Here is a 19,059-nt window from a genome sequence, read left to right as displayed (position 1 = left end):
GAGGAGCCCCTAAGGGGATTTACGGGGAGAGACATGGCCGACGTTCATCAGAAAAATCACGACTATCATATCATCGCGCCCAGTCCTTGGCCGTTTCTGAGCTCGGTGGGTGCATTCGTGCTTGCCGTTGGTGGTATTGCCTGGATGCGTTACATCAATGCCGGTGAGCTGCCGTTCTTCGGTCTCAACGTTGTGACGCCCTGGATTTTCTTCATCGGCCTCGCGATCGTGCTCTACTGCATGTATGGCTGGTGGTCAGATACGATCAAGGAAGGGCATGAGGGTCACCATACCCGCGTCGTGTCGCTGCATCTGCGCTACGGCATGATCATGTTCATCGCCTCGGAAGTCATGTTCTTCGTGGCTTGGTTCTGGGCGTTTTTTGACGCAAGCCTTTTCCCGAATGAAGTGCATCAGGTAGCGCGCGCCACATTCACGGGCGGTGTCTGGCCTCCAAAGGGCATTGAGGTGCTCGATCCTCTGCACCTGCCGCTCTACAATACCGTGATCCTGCTTCTGTCGGGCACGACGCTGACCTGGGCGCACCATGCGCTGTTGCACAATGATCGCAAGGGCATGATCACCGGTCTGGCGATCACCGTCGCTCTCGGCGTCCTGTTCTCCTTCGTGCAGGCCTATGAGTACATTCACGCACCGTTTGCCTTCAAGGACTCGATCTACGGCGCAACCTTCTTCATGGCGACTGGTTTCCACGGTTTCCACGTCATCATCGGCACGATCTTCCTGCTGGTCTGCCTTATCCGCGCCATCGGCGGTGACTTCACGCCAAAGCAGCATTTCGGTTTCGAAGCCGCTGCCTGGTATTGGCACTTCGTTGACGTGGTTTGGCTGTTCCTCTTCTTCGCCATCTATGTATGGGGTGGTTGGGGCGCACCGATGCACGGTGGCTGATAGCTAGCAGTCACAAGTTTCGAGGCGGCCCTGGCAACATGGCCGCCTTTTGTTTGTGAAGAGATGATGAAAAGGGACGTGCAATGCCGGATCATAATATTTACCCTCCCGTCGATCCAATAAAGAGCGGTATTGCTGGACATTGCCCGCGTTGCGGTGAGGGTAAGCTGTTCGACGGTTTCCTGAAAGTCGCTCCGCGCTGCAAAGCCTGCGGACTGGATTATTCTTTTGCCGATTCCGGCGATGGTCCCGCGGCGTTCGTCATTTTGATTATCGGTTTCATTGTTGTCGGTCTTGCGCTCTGGATGGAAGTGAATTTCGGGCCCCCGCTCTGGGTGCATTTCATTCTTTGGGTGCCGCTAGCGATCATTCTCAGTCTTGTGGCCATGCGATGGGCCAAGGGTATCCTTATCAACATGCAATATCGTCATAAGGCCGCGCAGGGGCGTCTGGACAATCGACAGGATGACGGCCAATGACGGCAGCACAGCAGTCGCGTCGTTTTCCCTGGGGTGTGTTGATCGCTTCTGCCATAGCGCTCGTCATTCTGCTGGCGCTCGGCACCTGGCAGGTGGAACGCCTGCAATGGAAGGAAGCGCTGATCGCATCGACCGAACAGCGCATTCACGAGCCGCCGCTGCCGCTTTCCGAAATGGAGAAAATCTACAAGGAGGAGGGGTCGGTCGAATATCGTCCGGTGACAGTGTCGGGCACTTTTATGCATCAGGGCGAACGGCATTTTCTGGCCACCTATGAGGGAGCAGCCGGATATAATGTCTATACCCCATTGATGCTTGAGGACGGGCGTTTCGTGCTGGTTAATCGCGGCTTCGTTCCTTACGAGAAGAAGGACCCGTCAACGCGCGCCGAAGGGCAGATAGACGGTCCGGTGAGCGTGACTGGGCTGGCGCGCGATCCCTTGTCGGCGAAGCCGGGTTTCTTCCTTCCCGAGAATGATGTTGCCAAGAACATCTTCTACTGGAAGGACTGGACGGCGATGGCGGAAAGCGCCGATCTGCCAAATCTGGATGAGCTCGTGCCGTTCTTCATTGATTCCGACAACAAGCCCAATCCGGGCGGTTTACCTATCGGTGGTGTGACGATTATCGATTTTCCCAACAACCATCTGCAATACGCGGCGACATGGTATGGCCTCGCTCTGGCCCTGATAGGGGTTGTCGGGACGTGGTTGTGGCGCTATCGAAAGGGGTGAGGGCTTGACAACGGTCTCGTTGCAGCCCAACTCCGAGATTAAAGCATGTCTTCCAAAACTGGGCCTCGGTTTTGGGAAAAAAGACATGCGTGAGAACAAAAACTGAAAGCGCAAAGCGCTTGAGTTTAAAGCCACGCCAAACCTTGCGAGCACGCTTCATGACCGATCAGCGACCAACACTGGAAATCCGCCTTTGCGGCCCGCGCGGCTTTTGTGCCGGAGTGGACCGGGCGATCCAGATTGTCGTGCTGGCGCTGAAGAAATACGGCGCGCCGGTCTATGTTCGCCATGAGATCGTGCACAACCGCTATGTGGTCGAGGGTTTGCAGTCCCGTGGCGCGATTTTTGTCGAAGAACTGGACGAGATCCCCGCAGCGCACCGCGATCAGCCAGTCGTGTTTTCTGCGCACGGTGTGCCGAAGTCCGTGCCTGCGGATGCGGAAGCCAAGAATCTGTTTTATCTCGATGCAACCTGCCCCCTTGTTTCCAAGGTGCACAAGCAGGCCATGCGTCATCAGCGCCTCGGTCGCCATGTTATTCTGATAGGTCATTCCGGCCATCCTGAAGTGATCGGCACCATGGGGCAATTACCGGATGGCGCGGTGACGCTGATCGAAACCGTTGAGGATGCGCGTAACTGCCATTTCGATGATGAGAACAACCTCGGCTTCGTGACGCAGACGACGCTTTCGGTGGATGACACGGCCGGTATCATTGAGGAATTGCAGGCGCGCTTTCCGAACCTTTCGGCTCCGGCTGCGGAATCGATCTGCTATGCCACGACCAATCGGCAAGATGCGGTGCGATCTGCCGCTCCAGGATGTGATCTGTTCCTGATCGTCGGTGCACCGAATTCTTCCAATTCCAAGCGTCTGGTCGAAGTGGCGGAGAAGGCTGGCGCGCGAATGTCGATGCTGGTTCAGCGCGCGGCTGATATCGAATGGGATCGCATAGAGGATATATCGGTAGTAGGCCTGTCGGCTGGGGCGTCGGCACCTGAAATCATCGTTGATGAAATCATCGATGCCTTCAAGGCACGCTTCAACGTGAAGATCGAGCTGGCCGAAACGACGGTCGAAACCGAGAACTTCCTTGTGAATCGCGAGATTCGCGATGTGGAACTGACGGTGCAGGATATGGCATTCGTCAACGGGGAACACCGGGTGGTCGGTATTCCGAAATTGATGCCCAAGATCATACAAGGGAAATAAGCGGCATGGCCGTCTATACGGATATCAATGAAATCGAACTTGGCGTTTTCCTGCAGCAGTACGATATCGGCACACTGACATCTTACAAAGGCATCGCGGAAGGAGTGGAGAACTCCAACTATCTTCTGCACACCTCTTCAGGTTCCTTCATCCTGACGCTTTATGAGAAGCGCACCAATCGCGAAGACCTGCCGTTTTTTCTCGGCCTGATGCAGCATCTGGCCAGCCGTGGCCTTGAATGCCCGCAGCCGGTGGTTCGTCGCGACGGTACGACAATCGGTGAACTTGCCGGACGGCCCGCCGCAATCGTCACTTTCCTTGAGGGCATGTGGATGCGCCGCCCGACGGCGGAGCATTGCGAAGCTGTCGGTGAGGGGCTGGCACATATGCATCTGGCGGGCGCTGATTTTTCGCTGCGCCGCCGCAATGGCCTGACGCTTTCTGACTGGCGCCCGCTGTGGAACCTGTCGCGTGCACGCGCGGATACGGTGGAGCCGGGTCTCGTCCGCGAGGCGGAAGCCGACCTTGCCTTTCTTGAAAAGAACTGGCCCGCCGATCTGCCGCAGGGCGTGATCCATGCCGATCTCTTTCCGGATAATGTCTTCTTCCTCGGCTACAGGCTTTCGGGCTTTATCGATTTCTATTTCGCCTGCACGGACATTCTTGCCTACGATGTCGCCGTCTGCCTGAACGCATGGTGCTTTGAGAAGGATTTCTCCTACAATCGCACCAAGGGAGCGGCGCTTCTGCGCGGCTACACCTCGGTTCGTCCGCTGTCTGCGGCTGAGGCCGATGCGCTGCCGGTTCTGGCGCGTGGGGCTGCCATCCGTTTCATGCTTACCCGGCTTTACGACTGGCTCAACGTCCCGGAAGGCAGTTTCGTGGTCAAGAAAGACCCAATGGAATATGTGCGCAAGATGCGTTTCCATCGCCAGATTGAAACTGCTGCCGAATATGGGCTGGAGCAGCAGGGAGCGGCTGCGTGAAGCGGATTGAGGCTTTTACGGATGGTGCCTGCTCCGGCAATCCTGGTCCCGGTGGCTGGGGCGCAATTCTGCGCTGGAACGGCAATGTCAAGGAACTGAAGGGCGGCGAAGCCGACACGACCAACAACCGCATGGAGTTGATGGCGGCTATCTCTGCGCTTTCGGCACTCAAAGAACCGTGCGAAGTCGATCTCTATACGGACTCAGTCTATGTGCGTGATGGCATTTCCGGCTGGATCGATGGCTGGAAGCGCAACGGTTGGAAGACCGCTGCCAAGAAGCCGGTCAAGAATGCCGAACTGTGGCAGGCGCTCGATGAAGCGCGCAAACCGCACAAGGTCAACTGGCATTGGGTCAAGGGCCACGCCGGACACCCGGAAAATGAACGCGCCGATGAACTTGCCCGGGAGGGCATGGAACCGTTCAAATATGGCGGCCATAAATCATTGAAAGTGCAATAAGCTCGCATGGAAAAGGGCGGCATTGCCGCCCTTTTTGTTAGAGCGCTTCCCGTTTCAATGAAATTGTTGGAAACGCTCTAACCATTTGTTTCTACGCATATCCTACGCATCGAAGCGGGGTAAGAAATCAGTCCAGTGGGCTAGTTTCCCCGCGAAGGCGCTTCGCACTTTTGCTGGAAATGCTCTAGATCAAAGCTGTTCGAGAATACCCGACGCAGCCGATGTAACCGCCTGTCCGGCCTGTTCTTCGATGTTGAGAGTCTTGACGACACCGTCGTCCACAATTGCCGAATAACGCTTGGAACGAATGCCGAGGCCGCCAGCAGTGGCGTCGAGCTCAAGGCCTGCAGCCTTGGTGAAAGCTGCTGAACCATCAGCCAGATAGAGGATCTTGCCTTCGCCGCCCGTGCTCTGCGCCCATGCGCCCATGACGAAGGCGTCGTTTACCGCAACCACAGCAATCTGGTCGACACCCTTGGCGAGGATCGCGTCGCGATTATCGAGATAGCCCGGCAGGTGATTGAGGCTGCAGGTCGGCGTAAAGGCGCCTGGAACGGCAAAGAGAACGACCTTCTTGCCCTTGAAGACTTCGTCGGTCGTCATTTCCTTGACGCCGTCTGCGGTCTTCACCTTGAAAGTCGCTGCAGGCAGCTTGTCGCCAACTTTGATCGTCATCTAATTTCTCCTCGGGGCAGGGGGCCGTCTGCTCCGCTGCCTATTGTCAAACGCTAATCGCACCGCGAAGCACGGGCGACACAGTTAAACCGATAACAGGTCGTCGGACAATTTCAAAACACGGATAAAAGCAGGAAGGGGCTAATCCAGGGTCACCTGACCGGATACGGCTTTTCCATTTTGCACGATGGTATAGTCGATAACCGGTTTGTCGGCCTTTCCATGCATCTGGACGGAAAAACGATGCCCGGTCTGGCCGCTTTCAACTGCAACGACGTCGGAAAGCCTGATCTTGTCGCTGGCAACGAACAGTTCCGCAGGGGTCACAGAATCGGGAACAGTGAGGTCGAAGACGGCCTTGTCTCCTTCCCGTTTCACATTGCTTATGCCGAATGTCGAAGTTGCCGGTGTCGGGAGCCGGTCGAAAGCGGTCTCAATGATCGTTCGCGCAGCTATCGCTTGTGGCGAAGCCTGTTGTCCGTCTTCGTTGAGGGGGAAGTCAAAATTTGCCTGCACCGGAACGCAGATTTTCTCGCAGACCCCGAGAAAAACATGGCCCTTTAGCCGTGTGTCGGCGGACGCCAAGTGAAACACGATTGGCAGCGAAACGGGATGTTTATATCCGATGCCGCCTTCATCATCGCCGCCAAACCGGACGGGTGCCGGGAAATCGATCTGTGCTTTTGCATTTCCCTCGATATTGATCTGCGGTGGAACGCCTGCATCGCCGGGATTACGCCAATAGGTTTTCCAGCCGGGCTGCAACTCGATCTGCAAGGCACCGCGCCGTTCGCCACTGGCCGCATCGTTCGGGCCGTTGTCTTCAATAATGACACGCACACGCCCGCCGGGCGTCTCGGTCCACTCGGAGGTCGAGGCCAATGCTGGTAGTGCCAGTGAGGCCAACAAAAGCGGGGCGATGGCTAAAGTTCGGATGTCCATGGGCAAAAGATGGAACGAAAAGATGGTCGCTTCAAGTCCAATATTATCGGGATCGTTGGGCACAAACTCGTTGCTTGTATGGCGGTGTTCCGTCCGGTTGTGCGAGCTGGGTTTCGCTTCGAATGCGAGGCTCGAAATAAATGACCATTGTTATTTTACGCAGTCTTGCTACCTTCATATTCATGACCATTCTCAAGACGCCGAATAAAGAGCAGGGGTTTCTAAACGGGCAATTCCTGCTTGCCATGCCCGGAATGAGCGACGAGCGTTTTGCCCGGTCGGTGGTTTATATCTGCGCACACTCTGATGAAGGCGCGATGGGTTTCATCATCAATCAGCTTCAGCCGGTCGAATTTCCTGACCTCCTGCGTCAGATCGGGGTTATTGATGAGGATGAACTGATTATTCTGCCGGACCGTGCGCAACATATGATGGTGCGCAATGGCGGCCCCGTCGACCGTACCCGCGGGTTTGTGCTGCATACCGACGATTATATGGTCGATTCCACCATGCCGGTTTCAGAGGATGTCTGCCTCACCGCAACGGTCGATATTCTGCGTGCCATTTATGGGGGCAGGGGACCGTCACGAGCCTTGATGGCCCTTGGTTATTCCGGTTGGGCGCCGGGCCAGATCGAAGCGGAACTTGCAGAGAATGGCTGGCTGACCTGCGACGCACCACTCGATATGCTGTTCGATAGCGATATCGAGGGCAAATATTCGCGCCTGATGCTCCATATGGGCATCGATATGTCCAGGCTTGTCTCTGATGCGGGGCATGCTTGATGTAGGGGAAATAGGGGAATATGTTTTGATTGCGAATGTCCGCTCCGAACATACTTCACTGCCCTACTGCCCTACTGCCCTACTGCCCTACTGCCCTACTGCCCTAATCAAGCCGCCGCAGCATCCAATTGTTCGCGGATCATGCGGGTTGCTTCGTCCCGGCTCGTCGGCTGGCCGAACATAAAGCTCTGCACATATTCACAACCCATCTGGCGAAGCTGAAGCGCATCGCTTTCGCTCTCCACACCTTCGGTCACGACAGCAAGGCCCAGATCATGCGCCATGCTCACAATCGAGCGCAGCAAGGTGGCTTTCTGCGGCTGGTCGCCCTTCACGAACGACCGGTCGATCTTGATGATGTCGAACGGGAAGCGCGTGAGATATGCCAGTGAGGAATAGCCCGTCCCGAAATCGTCAAGCGACAAGCCTATGCCCATCGCTTTAAGCCGGGCCAGGACATGCGTGGATTGTTCCGGATTTTCCATGAGAACGGATTCCGTCAGTTCAAGCTTGAGGCTGCCCGGATTGAGATGAATACGGGAGAGCACTGAACGGACATCATTGATGAGGTCCTGACGGATGAGTTGCGTGGATGAAAGATTGACTGAAACGAAAAGCTCAAGTTTTGGGAACAGTTCCTGCCACGCGAACAGGTCTTCCGCAGCCCTTTGCATCGCAAACAGACCAAGTTGAATGATAAGACCGGAATTTTCCGCAATTGGAATAAACTCCGAAGGCGAAATTGCGCCGCGCCGCGGATGTTCCCAGCGCATGAGCGCTTCGAAACCGGCAATCGTACCTTCATCAAGCTTGACGATGGGTTGGTAGACGAGGCTGATTTCGTCCCGTTCAAGCGCACGACGCAGATCGGACTCAAGCTGGAGCTTGTCGCTACCAATGGCTCTGAATGCCGGACGGAATGGTTCAATGCGATCGCCGCCAAAACGCTTGGCCTGATACATGGCAAGCTCGGCGTCCTTCACGAAATCTTCAGCGGTTGTCGCCGTTTTCGTCCAGGTAATCAGGCCGACGGATGACGTCAGAACGATTTCGCGCTTTGCATAGGCAATCGGTGCGCGCACGGCCTGACGCAGAGCTTCGGCGAATGAGGCGATGCGTCCCGGATCGCTTTCAGACGCGAGCAGCAGCCCGAACTGGTCGGAAGACAGACGTGAGAGTGTATCCTGCGGCTTCATGAGGCGCGCCAGACGGCGTGAAATCGTAAGGAGGATCGTATCGCCTGCCGACATGCCAAGGCTGTCATTGACCTGTTTGAAGCGGTCTATGTCGATGATGAATACCGTCGGGTGCAGGTTGCTTTCCCCGCGGGCCATATTCATGACATTGCTGAGACGGTCGAGGAACAATTCACGGTTCGGAAGGCCGGTCAGATTGTCGTGCACTGCATCGTGCAACAAGCGTTCTTCGGCCTTTTTCTGTTCCGTCACATTGACCAGCGTACCAACGCAACGCACCACTTCGCCATCCGAACCGATGACGGGGCGCGCCCGCAGCGCATACCAGTGATAGTGGCCGTCATTGGCACGGAGCCGGAAAATCTGGCCGATGCGCCCGCGCCGGTTTTCCAGAATGGCATCAAGTGTCGAGCGGAAGCGGTCGCGGTCATCGGCATGCATGGCGGGAAGCCAGTTGCGCACCGGGCCTTGCAGGCTGTTGGCCGTATTGCCAAGATAATTGGCGATGTCCGGTGTGGTCACAACACGATCACGCGGTACGTCCCAATCCCAAACAATGTCCCCTGCACCGATGACGGCGAGAGCTTGTCGCTCCATGTCGGACAGAAGGCCCTGTTGCAGCGCTCCGCCAGCAAAGGCGTGCTGCATGACGGTAAAGCCGATCAGAAGAACGATCAGGACAAGACCGCCGCCAAGGGCAGGCTGCACGATATCATTATCGAGCCTGCCTGAAACCGTCATCCAGGCACCCAGCAACCATATGAGGGTAAGGAGCCAGGCTGGTATCAGCATGACGGCGCGATCATACCCTTTGACCGCCAGATAGCCGATAATGGCGACACCGGACACAACGGTAAGCGCCAGCGAAATACGCGCAATACCGGAAGCTACGGGCGGATCGAAGACGGCAACCCCTGCAAGTGCCAGTAGACCCAGCACCCATGTCACCGCGCCATAGCTGAAATGATCGTGCCAGCGGTTGAGATTGAGATAGGTGAACAGGAAAATCACAAGCGAGGCGGCAAGTGCCACTTCGGTGCCCGCGCGCCAGATTTGCTCATTGCCCGGCGTAATCTCCATCAGCTTGTTCCAGAAGCCGAAATCGACGCAGATATAGGCCAGAACCGCCCACGCAAGTGCGGCAGTAGCAGGAAACAGCGAAGTGCCCTTGACGACGAAAAGGATAGTCAGAAACAACGCCAGCAGGCCGGAAATACCCAGCAGAATGCCGCGATAGAGCGTGTAGGAATTAACAGCATCCTTATAGGCTTCCGGCTCCCACAGATAAAGCTGGGGCAGGTTGTGCGAAGACAGTTCGGCCACGAAGGTGACAACGCTGCCCGGGTTGAGCGTAATGCGGAAAACGTCTGCATCGGCACTTGGCTGGCGGTCGAGCGCGAAGCCCTCGCTCGGCGTGATCGATGCAATGCGCGGCGAACCAAGATCAGGCCAGATGACGCCGGAGCCGACAAGACGGAAATGTGGAGCGACAATCAGACGGTCGATCTGCTCGTCGGTGGGATTTGCAATCGAGAAAGCGGCCCAGTCGCCGGATGCCTTGCTGTTCTGATCGGCCTGCACTTCGATGCGGCGGACAATGCCATCGGGCCCTGGTGCGGTCGACACCTGCACGCTCTCGCCCTTGTTGCGCAGAAGTTCGACTGCGCGAGACAGGTCGAGGGCAGTATCTTCCTTGGAAATCTTGATCGGTTCAATGGCCGATGCCTGAATGACCGAAACGGTCAGAAAAATCATGAGCGCAAGAAACTGCGCACCAGCAACAAACCATTTATCCGCAAAACCCGTCACGAGCGTCCAACCTTGCCATTGATCATGCGGCTATCCGTCATACGTTTGTCGCTTTCTATAAGGGCAAAAAGCAGGTGATCCTGCCAGAAGCCGTTTATCTTGAGATAGGAACGCAGCAGTCCTTCTCTCTCAAATCCGGCTTTTTCGAGAAGCCGTATCGAACGCTCGTTATGAGGGATACAGGCTGCTTCAATCCGGTGCAACCGGAGTTGGTCGAATGCGAAGGGGATAACCAGCGATAGGGCTTCGGTCATATAGCCTTTGCCGGCATATGGGGCACCACTCCAGTAACCGATCATGCCGTTCTGGCCGACGCCACGCCGGATATTGCCGAGCGTAATGCCGCCGACGAGCTTGTTGTCGCTATTGCGGAACACGAAAAACGGGTAGCCAGTCCCAGCGGAGATTTCATCCTGAAAACGTCGCATTCGATGACGAAAGGCGCTCTTGGTGAGGTCGTCGTCGGGCCAGGTCGGCTCCCAAGGCGCAAGAAAGGCACGGCTTTGTTCCCGCAGGCTGGCCCAACTCGCAAAATCACTCATCATCGGCTCGCGCAGATAAATGCGCTGCCCACGCAGAACGGTCGGATTGCTTCTACGGAAGGGCAGGCCGATCATGACGGGATAAGGCAATATGGCAGTAAGTCAGTAAGGCAGTAGGGAAGGGTGGACGTATTCGCCGAGCTAAACATACTGCCCTACTCCCCTAATGCCCTATTGCCTTAATTATACAGCGATTTTCCTCGCATGTGCGCTGGTCGACAGGGCGTCCGATAGCCCGTCGAAGCTCATCAGGCGTCCAATAGGGCCGACACCGGCGATAGTGGGCTTGCTGTCAAGGAACAGGCGCCCGGCCAGATCGGTCAGCCGTTCAGGCGTAATCAGAGAGAGGCGGTCCATCAACTCGCTGTTCTCGACAGGACGACCATAGAGAAGGAACTGGCGTGCCATCTGTCCTGCGCGACTTGCAGCGCTTTCCTGTGACATGAGAAGGCTTGCACGATACTGAGCGCGTGCGCGGTCCACTTCTTCCAGGCTTATGGAGTCGGCCGCCTTATGCAGTTCATCGATCAGGACGGGAACCAGTTCGACCAGCTCATCGCGACCCGTTGCGGCATGAATGCCGAACAAGCCAGTATCTGAAAAGCCCCAATGGAAGGCATAAACCGAATAGCAGAGACCGCGCTTCTCGCGCACCTCCTGGAAAAGACGCGAAGACATGCCGCCGCCGAGCACCATCGACAGGAGCTGCGAGGCATAGAAATCGCGGACATGGTAGGCACGGCCTTCGAAGCCGATCAGAACCTGTGCATCCATGAGTTCGCGATTTTCACGGAAATCACCGCCAACATAGTGAGCAAGATCAAGGGTCGGCGCTGTATTGTGGGCGCGGAAACCGCCGAGGCGTTTTTCGACTTCCTTCACGAACGCATCGTGATCGACACCGCCCGCAGCCGTCACGACCATGCGGTCGGCGCTGTATTGTTCATCCATATACTGGCGCAGATCGGCGGAGGTGAAAGACATCACCGTCTCAGGTTCGCCGAGAATGGCGCGCCCGATCGGCTGGTGGCGATAGGCTGTTTCCGTGAAACGGTCGAAAACGATATCGTCGGGCGTGTCGTGCGCCGCGCCGATTTCCTGCATGATGACCTGTTTCTCGCGTTCCAGTTCAGCTTCATCGAATTTGGATGCGGTCAGGATATCAGAGAGAATGTCGATAGCCAGCGGCACGTCATTGCGCAGAACACGCGCATAATAGGATGTGGTCTCGACGCTGGTGGCAGCATTTATCTCGCCGCCGACATTTTCAATATCTGATGCTATTTGCCAGGCAGTGCGGTTTTCGGTTCCCTTGAATGCCATATGCTCGAGAAGATGAGCAATGCCATGCCTGTCGGCAGCTTCGTTTCGCGCACCGGCCTTGACCCAGATTCCAAGCGCCACGCTTTCCACGTGGGACATTGTATCGGTGGCTATCGTCAATCCATTGGAAAGACGCGTTACTTCAACACCCATAAGCAAACTGCTCCCTGCATTCCCGCTCTGGTTCTCGTCTCGGAGCCGGTCTTTTTAAGCTCTCGAATGGCGGCGAACGTATTCTTCCACGATTTTCAGGTCGTTGTGAAGAACTGTGAAGCTTTCTTTTCGTTGCATCAAGTCCGAAAGCCATGCTGGAAGCTGCGGCTCGACACCACTGGCAGCCTTTACGGCATCGGGGAATTTGGCCGGATGCGCGGTTGCAAGAACAACCATCGGTGCAGCATCGGACACATTTTCGCGAGCGACCTTCACGCCGATTGCCGAATGCGGATCAAGCAGATAGCCGTCCGCCTCAAGCACGGATTTGATCGTCTCTGCGGTCTCGTCGACCGTCGAACGGCTTGCCGAGAATTCGCTACGGATCGCCGAAAGAGGCTTTTCGGAGATCGAAAAGCCTCCCGACTGCTTCAGGCTGTCCATCAGGCCGCGCAGTGCTGCTGCATCGCGTCCATGTGCTTCGAACAGGAGGCGCTCGAAGTTCGAGGAAATCTGGATGTCCATCGAAGGCGATGTCGTCTGTGCAACGCCGCGCATTTCATACGCGCCGGTTTCCAGCGTGCGTGAGAGAATGTCGTTATCATTGGTGGCGATAATCAGCTGGTCGATGGGGAGACCCATGCGCTTGGCGACGTAGCCTGCGAAAATATCGCCGAAATTGCCCGTTGGTACGGTGAAAGATACAGCGCGATCCGGCGCGCCAAGGCTCAGCGCCGCCGTAAAGTAATAGACGACCTGCGGCATGATGCGCGCCCAGTTGATCGAGTTTACACCCGAAAGCGACAGCGCATCACGGAACTGAAGGTCGTTGAACATGCCTTTCACAAGATTCTGGCAATCGTCGAAATTACCTTCGATGGAAAGCGCATGAACGTTGGAGAAGCCGGACGATGTCATCTGGCGCTGCTGCACCGGCGATACGCGACCGTTCGGGAACAGGATAAAGATATCGGTATTGTCGCGACCGCCGAAGGCTTCAATCGCTGCGCCGCCCGTATCGCCCGATGTGGCGCCGACGATAGTTGCACGTTCGCCGCGCTGCGCCAGCACATAATCCATCATGCGGGCGAGAAGCTGCATGGCGACGTCCTTGAAGGCGAGCGTCGGACCATGGAAGAGTTCAACCACGAATTCATTTGCGCCAGTCTGCACCAGCGGACAGACCGCGTCGTGGCGGAAAGTACCGTAGGCTTCATGTACCATGCGACGGAAATCCGAATGCGGAATTTCCCCGTCGACAAATGGTGTGAGCACGGCCAGCGCAATATCCACATAGGATTTTCCGCGTAACGCGCGGATCTGTTCTGGCGAAAATTGGGGATAATCCTGCGGCAGATAGAGACCGCCATCCCGGGCGAGACCGGCGAGCAATGCATCGCTGAACCCCAGGACCGGCGCTTCCCCACGCGTGCTTACATATTTCATTTCTTGGGCCTTCATTTCAGATCGGCGCGGTTTTGAGCCGGGTAATGCAATAGAGCCTCCCTAAAAAAGCCGCAAGGTTTTAAAGCATGTTGACGTGTATGGGGTTGCTCTCCGGAGCAAAAAACGGGAAAACGTCATCGCGCTACACACATGCGTGATGTAGAAGACAGGTCGATCAGTGCAGGGAAGCCCGGTTTATGCAAACAGCACCACAGAATCGTTCATCGTTGTTTCCAGTCTTTGCAACGGTTTTGCTCGCAGCCCTCGCAGGCTGCACAACCAGTGGCACTGATAAGGCCGCCGACGGAGGCTCAGGTTCTTCGTTGACCACGCCCGCCTCTACCAGCGACCAGCGCATCAAGGAATCCGAGTTGCGCGCTTTCTGTCCCTCGGTTTCGCTGCGTGACGGTACGGCCTTCTTCAGTACATATGAAAAAGGTGGTGATAAGGATCCCGCACGTGTGATCTATCAGGCCGCTCTGACCGATACGACCCGTGCCTGCCAGTATGGCGCCGGGACTATGACGATTGACGTTGCCGCTGCCGGCAAGGTCGTACCCGGACCAAAATACAAGAGCGGCACCATCACCATGCCAATCCGCGTTGCCGTCCGCCAGGGCGATCAGGTTATCTATTCCAAGCTGCACAAGCAGGCGGTTACGATAGCCAATGGAGATACCGCTACACAGTTCGTCTTCAATGACAAGGCAATCACCGTGCCGATGACGGAAAAGAACAATATCCAGATTTTCGTAGGCTTCGACGAAGGTCCTTACGACACGAAATAATGATTTGCCGTCAGGCGCTTGATCATGAAATCGTTCTTTTAGTTATAATGCGCGGAAAGATATTTCCGCGCATTATTTAATTTTGGCCTTCCCATTTAATAACAGTCGACTTGACGTTTTGCTCAGTGGCCCGACAAAAACTTACGGAGTGCATGCTTGGCACGTTGACTGCCATGGTCATTAGAGACTGTGGGAAACGAAACCTTTTACGGTATCAATATAACAGACATGATTTTCTTGATCCTGGTTGTCGAATAAATTTGCGGTTATGCATCGATGAACAAGGATGCTGCATTCTCGAAAACGGTTCGTGGCAGCGCACGTAGCTCGGACGCCTCATATGGAAGATGTTTAAAGTACGTGGTCGTCAATTGGGCGACGGTTTCTGCCTGCGCACGATCACGTTGACGCTTAACTGGTTCACGATCTCCCCTTTGGGAGATCCAGAATTTATGAGCGGCAAAAATACGTGGGTCCGGAGCGACTATACGCAAAGGCTCGCCCTTTTCATCAATCGCAATTGCCTCGAAGGGTGGCGAATTTTCGAGCCAATCAAGCCCTTCGATCGCAGCGGCAACAAGTTCATCTTCACCGTTGCCAATGCTTTCACGGTTTTCCCTCCAAATGGGTTTGGCCGGAGGTTTGATTAAGTCAACCAAATATCCCTCTCGGTTCGCGGCGCGATAGCTGGAACGAGTACGTTCAAAAGATTTATCGACTTTCTTCAGAAGGCCGAGAAGTGAGTTATTCTTTATGTCGTCATCTACGACCATTTTGAGAGAACGGCGCGCATCCATGAGCAGATCAATATCTTCAGTGGCGGTGATGCCTGGATCTACAAACACACCGGCGATTGCTTCGTAAGCAAATATCGCGTTAGTACCAACGATCCGAATCCCGGCACCAAGCAAGCCAGCATTGTCGACGGCTCGAATAATCCGTGCCGTAAGATGAGGTACGCGGCCAAGCCGTAGTGCGCGATTAACAGCTGTCTGGCGTTCCATTTGGGATTTGCGCGCGCTCAAGACCTCTTGAGCGGCTTGACGAGCTGCATCCCATTTGACTTTTATCGCCTCAGTTTCTGGTGAGCGGCGACCTTCCACCTTTTGGCGTCTGACTCCGGCAGAATTATAATAGCTGCGCATCAAATGCTCGGTTCCGCCAACAGTATGCCAAACTAATGAACCACGGAAGCTTTTGACCGTTGCAGATGCTTGCTGAAAGGCTTCATAGCGTTGATCGGAATTAACCTTTTCACGCCTCTGATCATTATTTAGTTCTATAAAATCAATCATATCAACATAACCGACATAATTTACAACAAACTGTTGCAGGCGCAGATTATGCAAATTTAATCAACGTTGCAACAGTTTCGATTGATAATATTGTTATGTGTTGATCATATTGAAATTAATGTTCTTTTTTAGATTAAACGACTGTATGCCGTCAGATGAACTGAGTGGTTCAGCCGCGCGCACGAAGATGTATGGCGCCGGTAACGATCCGTTTGCGGAGAACAAGGCAGAAGCGCAGCAAAGCCGTCGTTGAAAAGTTTGATTGCGCCAATGCTTGTGAATAAATGCAGATCGATAAAATTCGAATTAAATGCGACTGCCTGCGTGAAATGAATGGCAACAGATTTACGCTAGTGTGTTCTCATGAAACAGAAATATGAACGCATTCTTGAACCGACGGACACCTGGGCGATCTTCGATACGTCCACTGGCGAGCCCGTCATCATGGGAACCCGTATGTTGATCGGCCTCTCTGAGAGTGAAGCCGAAGAGCTGCTGGCAATTCTCAATGCCCCGCCCAAGGGGCGCAACAAGCAATCCGCCGCCTGACAATAGCCAGGCGTCGGATCAATTCACTCAGGCGTCGGTCCAGACGGACAGGGCCTCGATAACTCTCGGCAAATCCCTGTGGCGATGGATAACGGTCTCCGCACCGGCATCGGTCAGCTTGTCGGCATGGCCGGGATAGGTGTGAGCGCCGCCCGTAAAGCCGATCACACGCATGCCAGCGGCGCGAGCGCCCTGAATGCCATGCGCGGAATCTTCAATCACGATTACATCTTTCGGATCGACTCCGAATTGCTCGGCCGCATAAAGGAACACGTCCGGCGCAGGCTTGGTCTTTTTGGCGCCGACTTCCTTGGCCGAAAAGATGTTCGGCGCAAACAGTTCGTAAAGGCCGACACGTTTCAGCATGCTTTCCAACCGATGGCTGGTCGAATTGGAGCAGATGCACTTCGGCAGTTTAAGTGCCGAGACCACTTCCACGATATCCTCAACCGCCTGAACTTCGTTCTCAAGCTTCTCGTCCAGAATTTTTTCGGATTTGTCGAGAAGTGATGCTGAAAGCGGAATTCCGGCTTCGCGCTCTACCGTCAGAAGAATATCCTGCCACGTCAGACCGGCAAAACGCTCGGCCATTTCATCAGCCGCGATCTGATAACCGGCTTCGGTGAGGAGGGCGGATTCGACTTCTGCCGCGATAATTTCGGAATCCACCAAAACGCCATCGCAATCGAAAATGATGAGGGACGGTGCCGCCATGATCATAGCCTTTTTATTGGGAGGAGTGGGCACCGGCAGCAGCCGGAAACACCGCGATTGAGCTACACCTTTATGGCGAAGCCGTCAAATCGGGGTTGGTGCGAATTCAGACCTCCCCGGAAACTTCGCGCCGCCGCCGGTCCAGTTCTTCGCTGTAGCGACGTAGCGTGTGTGCTTCACTGAGAAGGCCAAGTACCTTGCGCTCCTGCGCATTGTTTACCACGGCCAGCGCTTCGCTTTCTGCCCGGTCGAAACGGGCGACGGCTTCCTTGGCATTCATCTGGGGCAACAGGAACTCGTCCTGATATTTGAGAAGCTCGCTGATGCTGTGTTCGCCGTCGGATGTGTCGAAGCTGTCGGCATAGACCTCCGGAACCGGGATCATGCCGACATAGCGTCCATCGGCATCGACCGCGATGACGCGCTGGGTCGAGCCGAGAGGGAAATCGTGCCGGAAGGTTTCTATATCGGTATCGATCAGCACGGTTCGCACATCGTGACGCATCATCCGGTTTACGGTCAGATTGCGTATCCAGCCAATGTCGTGCGCGGACCGGATGGCCTCGCCACGCAGGTGAAAGCGCCATGTTGCGAAGGAGTAACCGAAGGTCTTCCGCACCATCAGCGAGGACGAGACGACAGCGCCGAGGACCAGCATTGCGATTGGAAAATCGCCGGTAAGTTCCAGTGCAAGGAAGGTCATGGTCATCGGACCGCCAACGACGGCGACGGCAAGTGAGCTCATGCCGATAACTGCATATACTTCAGGTGCAAGTGCCAGACCGGCAGGTAGAACGGCTCCGGCCACGGCTGCAAACAGCTTGCCCGTCAGTGCACCCAGAAACAGCGATGCGAAGAACAAGCCCCCACGAAAGCCCGCACCGATGGAGACAGCGGAAGCGAGAGACTTGGTGAAGATCAGCAGCAACAATGCCGGTATTGTAATGTTTGCATTCAGATCGAGGTGTAACGCTCCGTGGCCCGATGCCAGAACTTGCGGAGAAAAGAACGCGATCATACCGACAACGGCACCACCGATTGCTGGCGCCAAAACATTGGGCACTATGCTGCGTCGGGCGGTCGTTTCAACAAAAGTGACTCCACGCATGATGAGGATGGCAATACCTGCCGAAAAGAAGCCGAGAACGAGCGCTGGCACGTAGTCGCGCGGCGTGATGTCGTTGATCTGACCGATATCGATGACAAAGGGCGCTCCGCCAATTGCCTGCGTCACCAGCGCGCCAACGATCGCCGCCACGACGACAGGCGCCAGCGTGGCAATCGAATAGACACCGATGATGAGTTCGAATGCATAGAATGCGCCAGTCAGCGGCGCATTGAAGGCGCTGGCAATAGCTGCCGCAGCGCCGCAGCCGACCAGCGTTCGCAAATCGGCGCGACGAAGCTTGAGTGCCCGACCGATACGGGATGCGAAACCGCTCGCAAGCTGCGTATAAGCGGCTTCAAGCCCGACCGATGCGCCGAAACCGTTCGAAATCAGGTTCTGTCCGACGAGAATGAAACTGTCCGTCAGCGATAGGCGTCCACCATGAAGTGCATTTGCTTCGATAGGGTCGACGATGGGCCGCTTGCGCCAGCGCGCGAGAACCCAGATCACGATCCCCATCAAGATGCCGCCCGCGAGCGGCGCGATATAAGCGCTGGGTTGCAATGATGCCGCCGAGCTCAGTTTCTCACCGGGTTCAAGAGCGAAGATTGCCTGATGCATCCATTGGGAAATGCTGCCAATCGCGGCAACCATCAGCCCTGAAATGATGCCGATGACGGTGCCGGCGATAACGAGGCCTATTTCGCTGCCGCGAACCAGTGCACGCATGCGAAAGGGTACAAAGAGAACCCGCAAATACCGGTTATGCCGCAGTTCAGCGATATTCATCATAAAATACACCGGACAAGCGGGGCGGCGCGCATGCCCGCCACGCAAATTCAGAAGTTGACTGCCGATTATAGGCAAAAAGGGATAACCAAGCCTTATCAAGGGCAAGAAGTTAAAGTTACAATTGCATAGCGATCGCGGCGTTAAGATGACAGGCGGCAA

General features: G+C 55.5%; 18 protein-coding genes. 9 read left to right on the top strand and 9 right to left on the bottom strand.

Going from position 1 to position 19,059, the window contains the following annotated elements:
• The first annotated feature begins 33 nt into the window (after nt 1-33).
• From MKS82_RS07075 to rnhA, 6 genes are all read left to right on the top strand, one after another.
• A complete protein-coding gene (locus MKS82_RS07075) occupies nt 34-912 on the top strand; it encodes a cytochrome c oxidase subunit 3 (RefSeq protein WP_109986180.1) in 879 nt (292 codons plus the stop codon).
• Between the two features lie 83 nt (nt 913-995).
• The gene (locus tag MKS82_RS07070; protein WP_061345156.1) at nt 996-1,391 is read left to right on the top strand and encodes a DUF983 domain-containing protein; all 396 of its coding nucleotides are present in this window, start codon (nt 996-998) and stop codon (nt 1,389-1,391) included.
• A complete protein-coding gene (locus MKS82_RS07065) occupies nt 1,388-2,125 on the top strand; it encodes an SURF1 family protein (protein WP_176037218.1) in 738 nt (245 codons plus the stop codon). Before MKS82_RS07070 ends, MKS82_RS07065 begins: the two co-directional genes overlap by 4 nt.
• A 158-nt stretch (nt 2,126-2,283) precedes the next feature.
• Entirely contained in the window at nt 2,284-3,336 is a 1,053-nt protein-coding gene (gene ispH, locus MKS82_RS07060; RefSeq protein WP_176037219.1) for a 4-hydroxy-3-methylbut-2-enyl diphosphate reductase, read from the top strand.
• A gap of 5 nt (nt 3,337-3,341) precedes the next feature.
• Complete coding sequence (locus tag MKS82_RS07055) at nt 3,342-4,322, top strand: homoserine kinase (protein WP_176037220.1); 981 nt, start codon at nt 3,342-3,344, stop codon at nt 4,320-4,322.
• Nucleotides 4,319-4,783 carry a ribonuclease HI gene (gene rnhA / locus MKS82_RS07050; RefSeq protein WP_176037221.1) on the top strand — a complete coding sequence of 155 codons (465 nt, stop codon included), beginning with the start codon at nt 4,319-4,321 and terminating at the stop codon, nt 4,781-4,783. Before MKS82_RS07055 ends, rnhA begins: the two co-directional genes overlap by 4 nt.
• Nucleotides 4,784-4,972: 189 nt before the next feature.
• Here rnhA and MKS82_RS07045 read toward each other — a convergent pair whose 3' ends face one another.
• Together MKS82_RS07045 and MKS82_RS07040 are read right to left on the bottom strand one after the other, a co-directional pair.
• On the bottom strand, nt 4,973-5,458 hold the full coding sequence (locus MKS82_RS07045) for a peroxiredoxin (RefSeq protein WP_176037222.1): 486 nt from the start codon (nt 5,456-5,458) through the stop codon (nt 4,973-4,975).
• Nucleotides 5,459-5,599: 141 nt separating this feature from the next.
• Nucleotides 5,600-6,400, bottom strand: coding sequence for a protein-disulfide reductase DsbD domain-containing protein (locus MKS82_RS07040; RefSeq protein WP_176037290.1), 801 nt, complete (start codon nt 6,398-6,400; stop codon nt 5,600-5,602).
• A 182-nt stretch (nt 6,401-6,582) separates the two neighbouring features.
• Here MKS82_RS07040 and MKS82_RS07035 point away from each other — a divergent pair, with 182 nt between their 5' ends.
• A complete protein-coding gene (locus MKS82_RS07035) occupies nt 6,583-7,185 on the top strand; it encodes a YqgE/AlgH family protein (RefSeq protein ID WP_109986279.1) in 603 nt (200 codons plus the stop codon).
• A 107-nt stretch (nt 7,186-7,292) separates the two neighbouring features.
• Here MKS82_RS07035 and pdeA read toward each other — a convergent pair whose 3' ends face one another.
• From pdeA to thrC, 4 genes are all read right to left on the bottom strand, one after another.
• Nucleotides 7,293-10,136: a phosphodiesterase PdeA gene (pdeA, locus tag MKS82_RS07030; RefSeq protein WP_276313292.1), complete on the bottom strand. Its 2,844-nt coding sequence runs from the start codon at nt 10,134-10,136 to the stop codon at nt 7,293-7,295.
• Between the two features lie 50 nt (nt 10,137-10,186).
• Nucleotides 10,187-10,807: a GNAT family N-acetyltransferase gene (locus tag MKS82_RS07025; protein WP_109986189.1), complete on the bottom strand. Its 621-nt coding sequence runs from the start codon at nt 10,805-10,807 to the stop codon at nt 10,187-10,189.
• A 108-nt stretch (nt 10,808-10,915) separates the two neighbouring features.
• Nucleotides 10,916-12,208, bottom strand: coding sequence for a M16 family metallopeptidase (locus MKS82_RS07020; protein WP_176037224.1), 1,293 nt, complete (start codon nt 12,206-12,208; stop codon nt 10,916-10,918).
• Between the two features lie 54 nt (nt 12,209-12,262).
• A complete protein-coding gene (gene thrC / locus MKS82_RS07015; RefSeq protein ID WP_240578579.1) occupies nt 12,263-13,654 on the bottom strand; it encodes a threonine synthase in 1,392 nt (463 codons plus the stop codon).
• 197 nt (nt 13,655-13,851) lie between these two features.
• Between thrC and MKS82_RS07010 the strand changes: the two genes are divergently transcribed.
• Nucleotides 13,852-14,442 (top strand): hypothetical protein, encoded by a 591-nt coding sequence (locus MKS82_RS07010; RefSeq protein WP_151554214.1) that lies wholly within the window; start codon nt 13,852-13,854, stop codon nt 14,440-14,442.
• Nucleotides 14,443-14,708: 266 nt separating this feature from the next.
• Here the strand turns inward: MKS82_RS07010 and MKS82_RS07005 are convergent, their stop codons facing one another.
• Nucleotides 14,709-15,791 (bottom strand): nucleotidyltransferase family protein, encoded by a 1,083-nt coding sequence (locus tag MKS82_RS07005; RefSeq protein ID WP_235914681.1) that lies wholly within the window; start codon nt 15,789-15,791, stop codon nt 14,709-14,711.
• A 309-nt stretch (nt 15,792-16,100) separates the two neighbouring features.
• On the opposite strand from MKS82_RS07005, the gene MKS82_RS07000 reads away from it, so the two are divergent.
• Nucleotides 16,101-16,286 carry a hypothetical protein gene (locus tag MKS82_RS07000; RefSeq protein ID WP_012090863.1) on the top strand — a complete coding sequence of 62 codons (186 nt, stop codon included), beginning with the start codon at nt 16,101-16,103 and terminating at the stop codon, nt 16,284-16,286.
• A gap of 27 nt (nt 16,287-16,313) precedes the next feature.
• Here MKS82_RS07000 and MKS82_RS06995 read toward each other — a convergent pair whose 3' ends face one another.
• Entirely contained in the window at nt 16,314-17,000 is a 687-nt protein-coding gene (locus MKS82_RS06995; RefSeq protein WP_240578578.1) for an HAD family hydrolase, read from the bottom strand.
• A 106-nt stretch (nt 17,001-17,106) separates the two neighbouring features.
• Entirely contained in the window at nt 17,107-18,897 is a 1,791-nt protein-coding gene (locus tag MKS82_RS06990; RefSeq protein ID WP_151663211.1) for a chloride channel protein, read from the bottom strand.
• Nucleotides 18,898-19,059: the final 162 nt, after the last annotated feature.

Source organism: Ochrobactrum sp. A-1, from assembly GCF_022488005.1.
Lineage (GTDB): Bacteria > Pseudomonadota > Alphaproteobacteria > Rhizobiales > Rhizobiaceae > Brucella.
This window is presented reverse-complemented; position numbering and strand designations above follow the sequence as displayed.

Excerpts from the sequence above, each read along its gene's own strand:
- MKS82_RS07035 (WP_109986279.1), top strand. The coding sequence starts at position 6,583 with ATGACCATTCTCAAGACGCCGAATAAAGAGCAGGGGTTTCTAAACGGG.
- MKS82_RS07010 (WP_151554214.1), top strand. The coding sequence starts at position 13,852 with ATGCAAACAGCACCACAGAATCGTTCATCGTTGTTTCCAGTCTTTGCA.
- MKS82_RS07000 (WP_012090863.1), top strand. The coding sequence starts at position 16,101 with ATGAAACAGAAATATGAACGCATTCTTGAACCGACGGACACCTGGGCG.
- MKS82_RS07025 (WP_109986189.1), bottom strand. The coding sequence starts at position 10,807 with ATGATCGGCCTGCCCTTCCGTAGAAGCAATCCGACCGTTCTGCGTGGG.
- MKS82_RS06995 (WP_240578578.1), bottom strand. The coding sequence starts at position 17,000 with ATGGCGGCACCGTCCCTCATCATTTTCGATTGCGATGGCGTTTTGGTG.
- pdeA (WP_276313292.1), bottom strand. The coding sequence starts at position 10,136 with ATGATTTTTCTGACCGTTTCGGTCATTCAGGCATCGGCCATTGAACCG.
- MKS82_RS07020 (WP_176037224.1), bottom strand. The coding sequence starts at position 12,208 with ATGGGTGTTGAAGTAACGCGTCTTTCCAATGGATTGACGATAGCCACC.
- ispH (WP_176037219.1), top strand. The coding sequence starts at position 2,284 with ATGACCGATCAGCGACCAACACTGGAAATCCGCCTTTGCGGCCCGCGC.
- MKS82_RS06990 (WP_151663211.1), bottom strand. The coding sequence starts at position 18,897 with ATGAATATCGCTGAACTGCGGCATAACCGGTATTTGCGGGTTCTCTTT.
- MKS82_RS07075 (WP_109986180.1), top strand. The coding sequence starts at position 34 with ATGGCCGACGTTCATCAGAAAAATCACGACTATCATATCATCGCGCCC.
- thrC (WP_240578579.1), bottom strand. The coding sequence starts at position 13,654 with ATGAAATATGTAAGCACGCGTGGGGAAGCGCCGGTCCTGGGGTTCAGC.
- MKS82_RS07070 (WP_061345156.1), top strand. The coding sequence starts at position 996 with ATGCCGGATCATAATATTTACCCTCCCGTCGATCCAATAAAGAGCGGT.
- MKS82_RS07055 (WP_176037220.1), top strand. The coding sequence starts at position 3,342 with ATGGCCGTCTATACGGATATCAATGAAATCGAACTTGGCGTTTTCCTG.
- MKS82_RS07040 (WP_176037290.1), bottom strand. The coding sequence starts at position 6,400 with ATGGACATCCGAACTTTAGCCATCGCCCCGCTTTTGTTGGCCTCACTG.
- MKS82_RS07065 (WP_176037218.1), top strand. The coding sequence starts at position 1,388 with ATGACGGCAGCACAGCAGTCGCGTCGTTTTCCCTGGGGTGTGTTGATC.
- MKS82_RS07045 (WP_176037222.1), bottom strand. The coding sequence starts at position 5,458 with ATGACGATCAAAGTTGGCGACAAGCTGCCTGCAGCGACTTTCAAGGTG.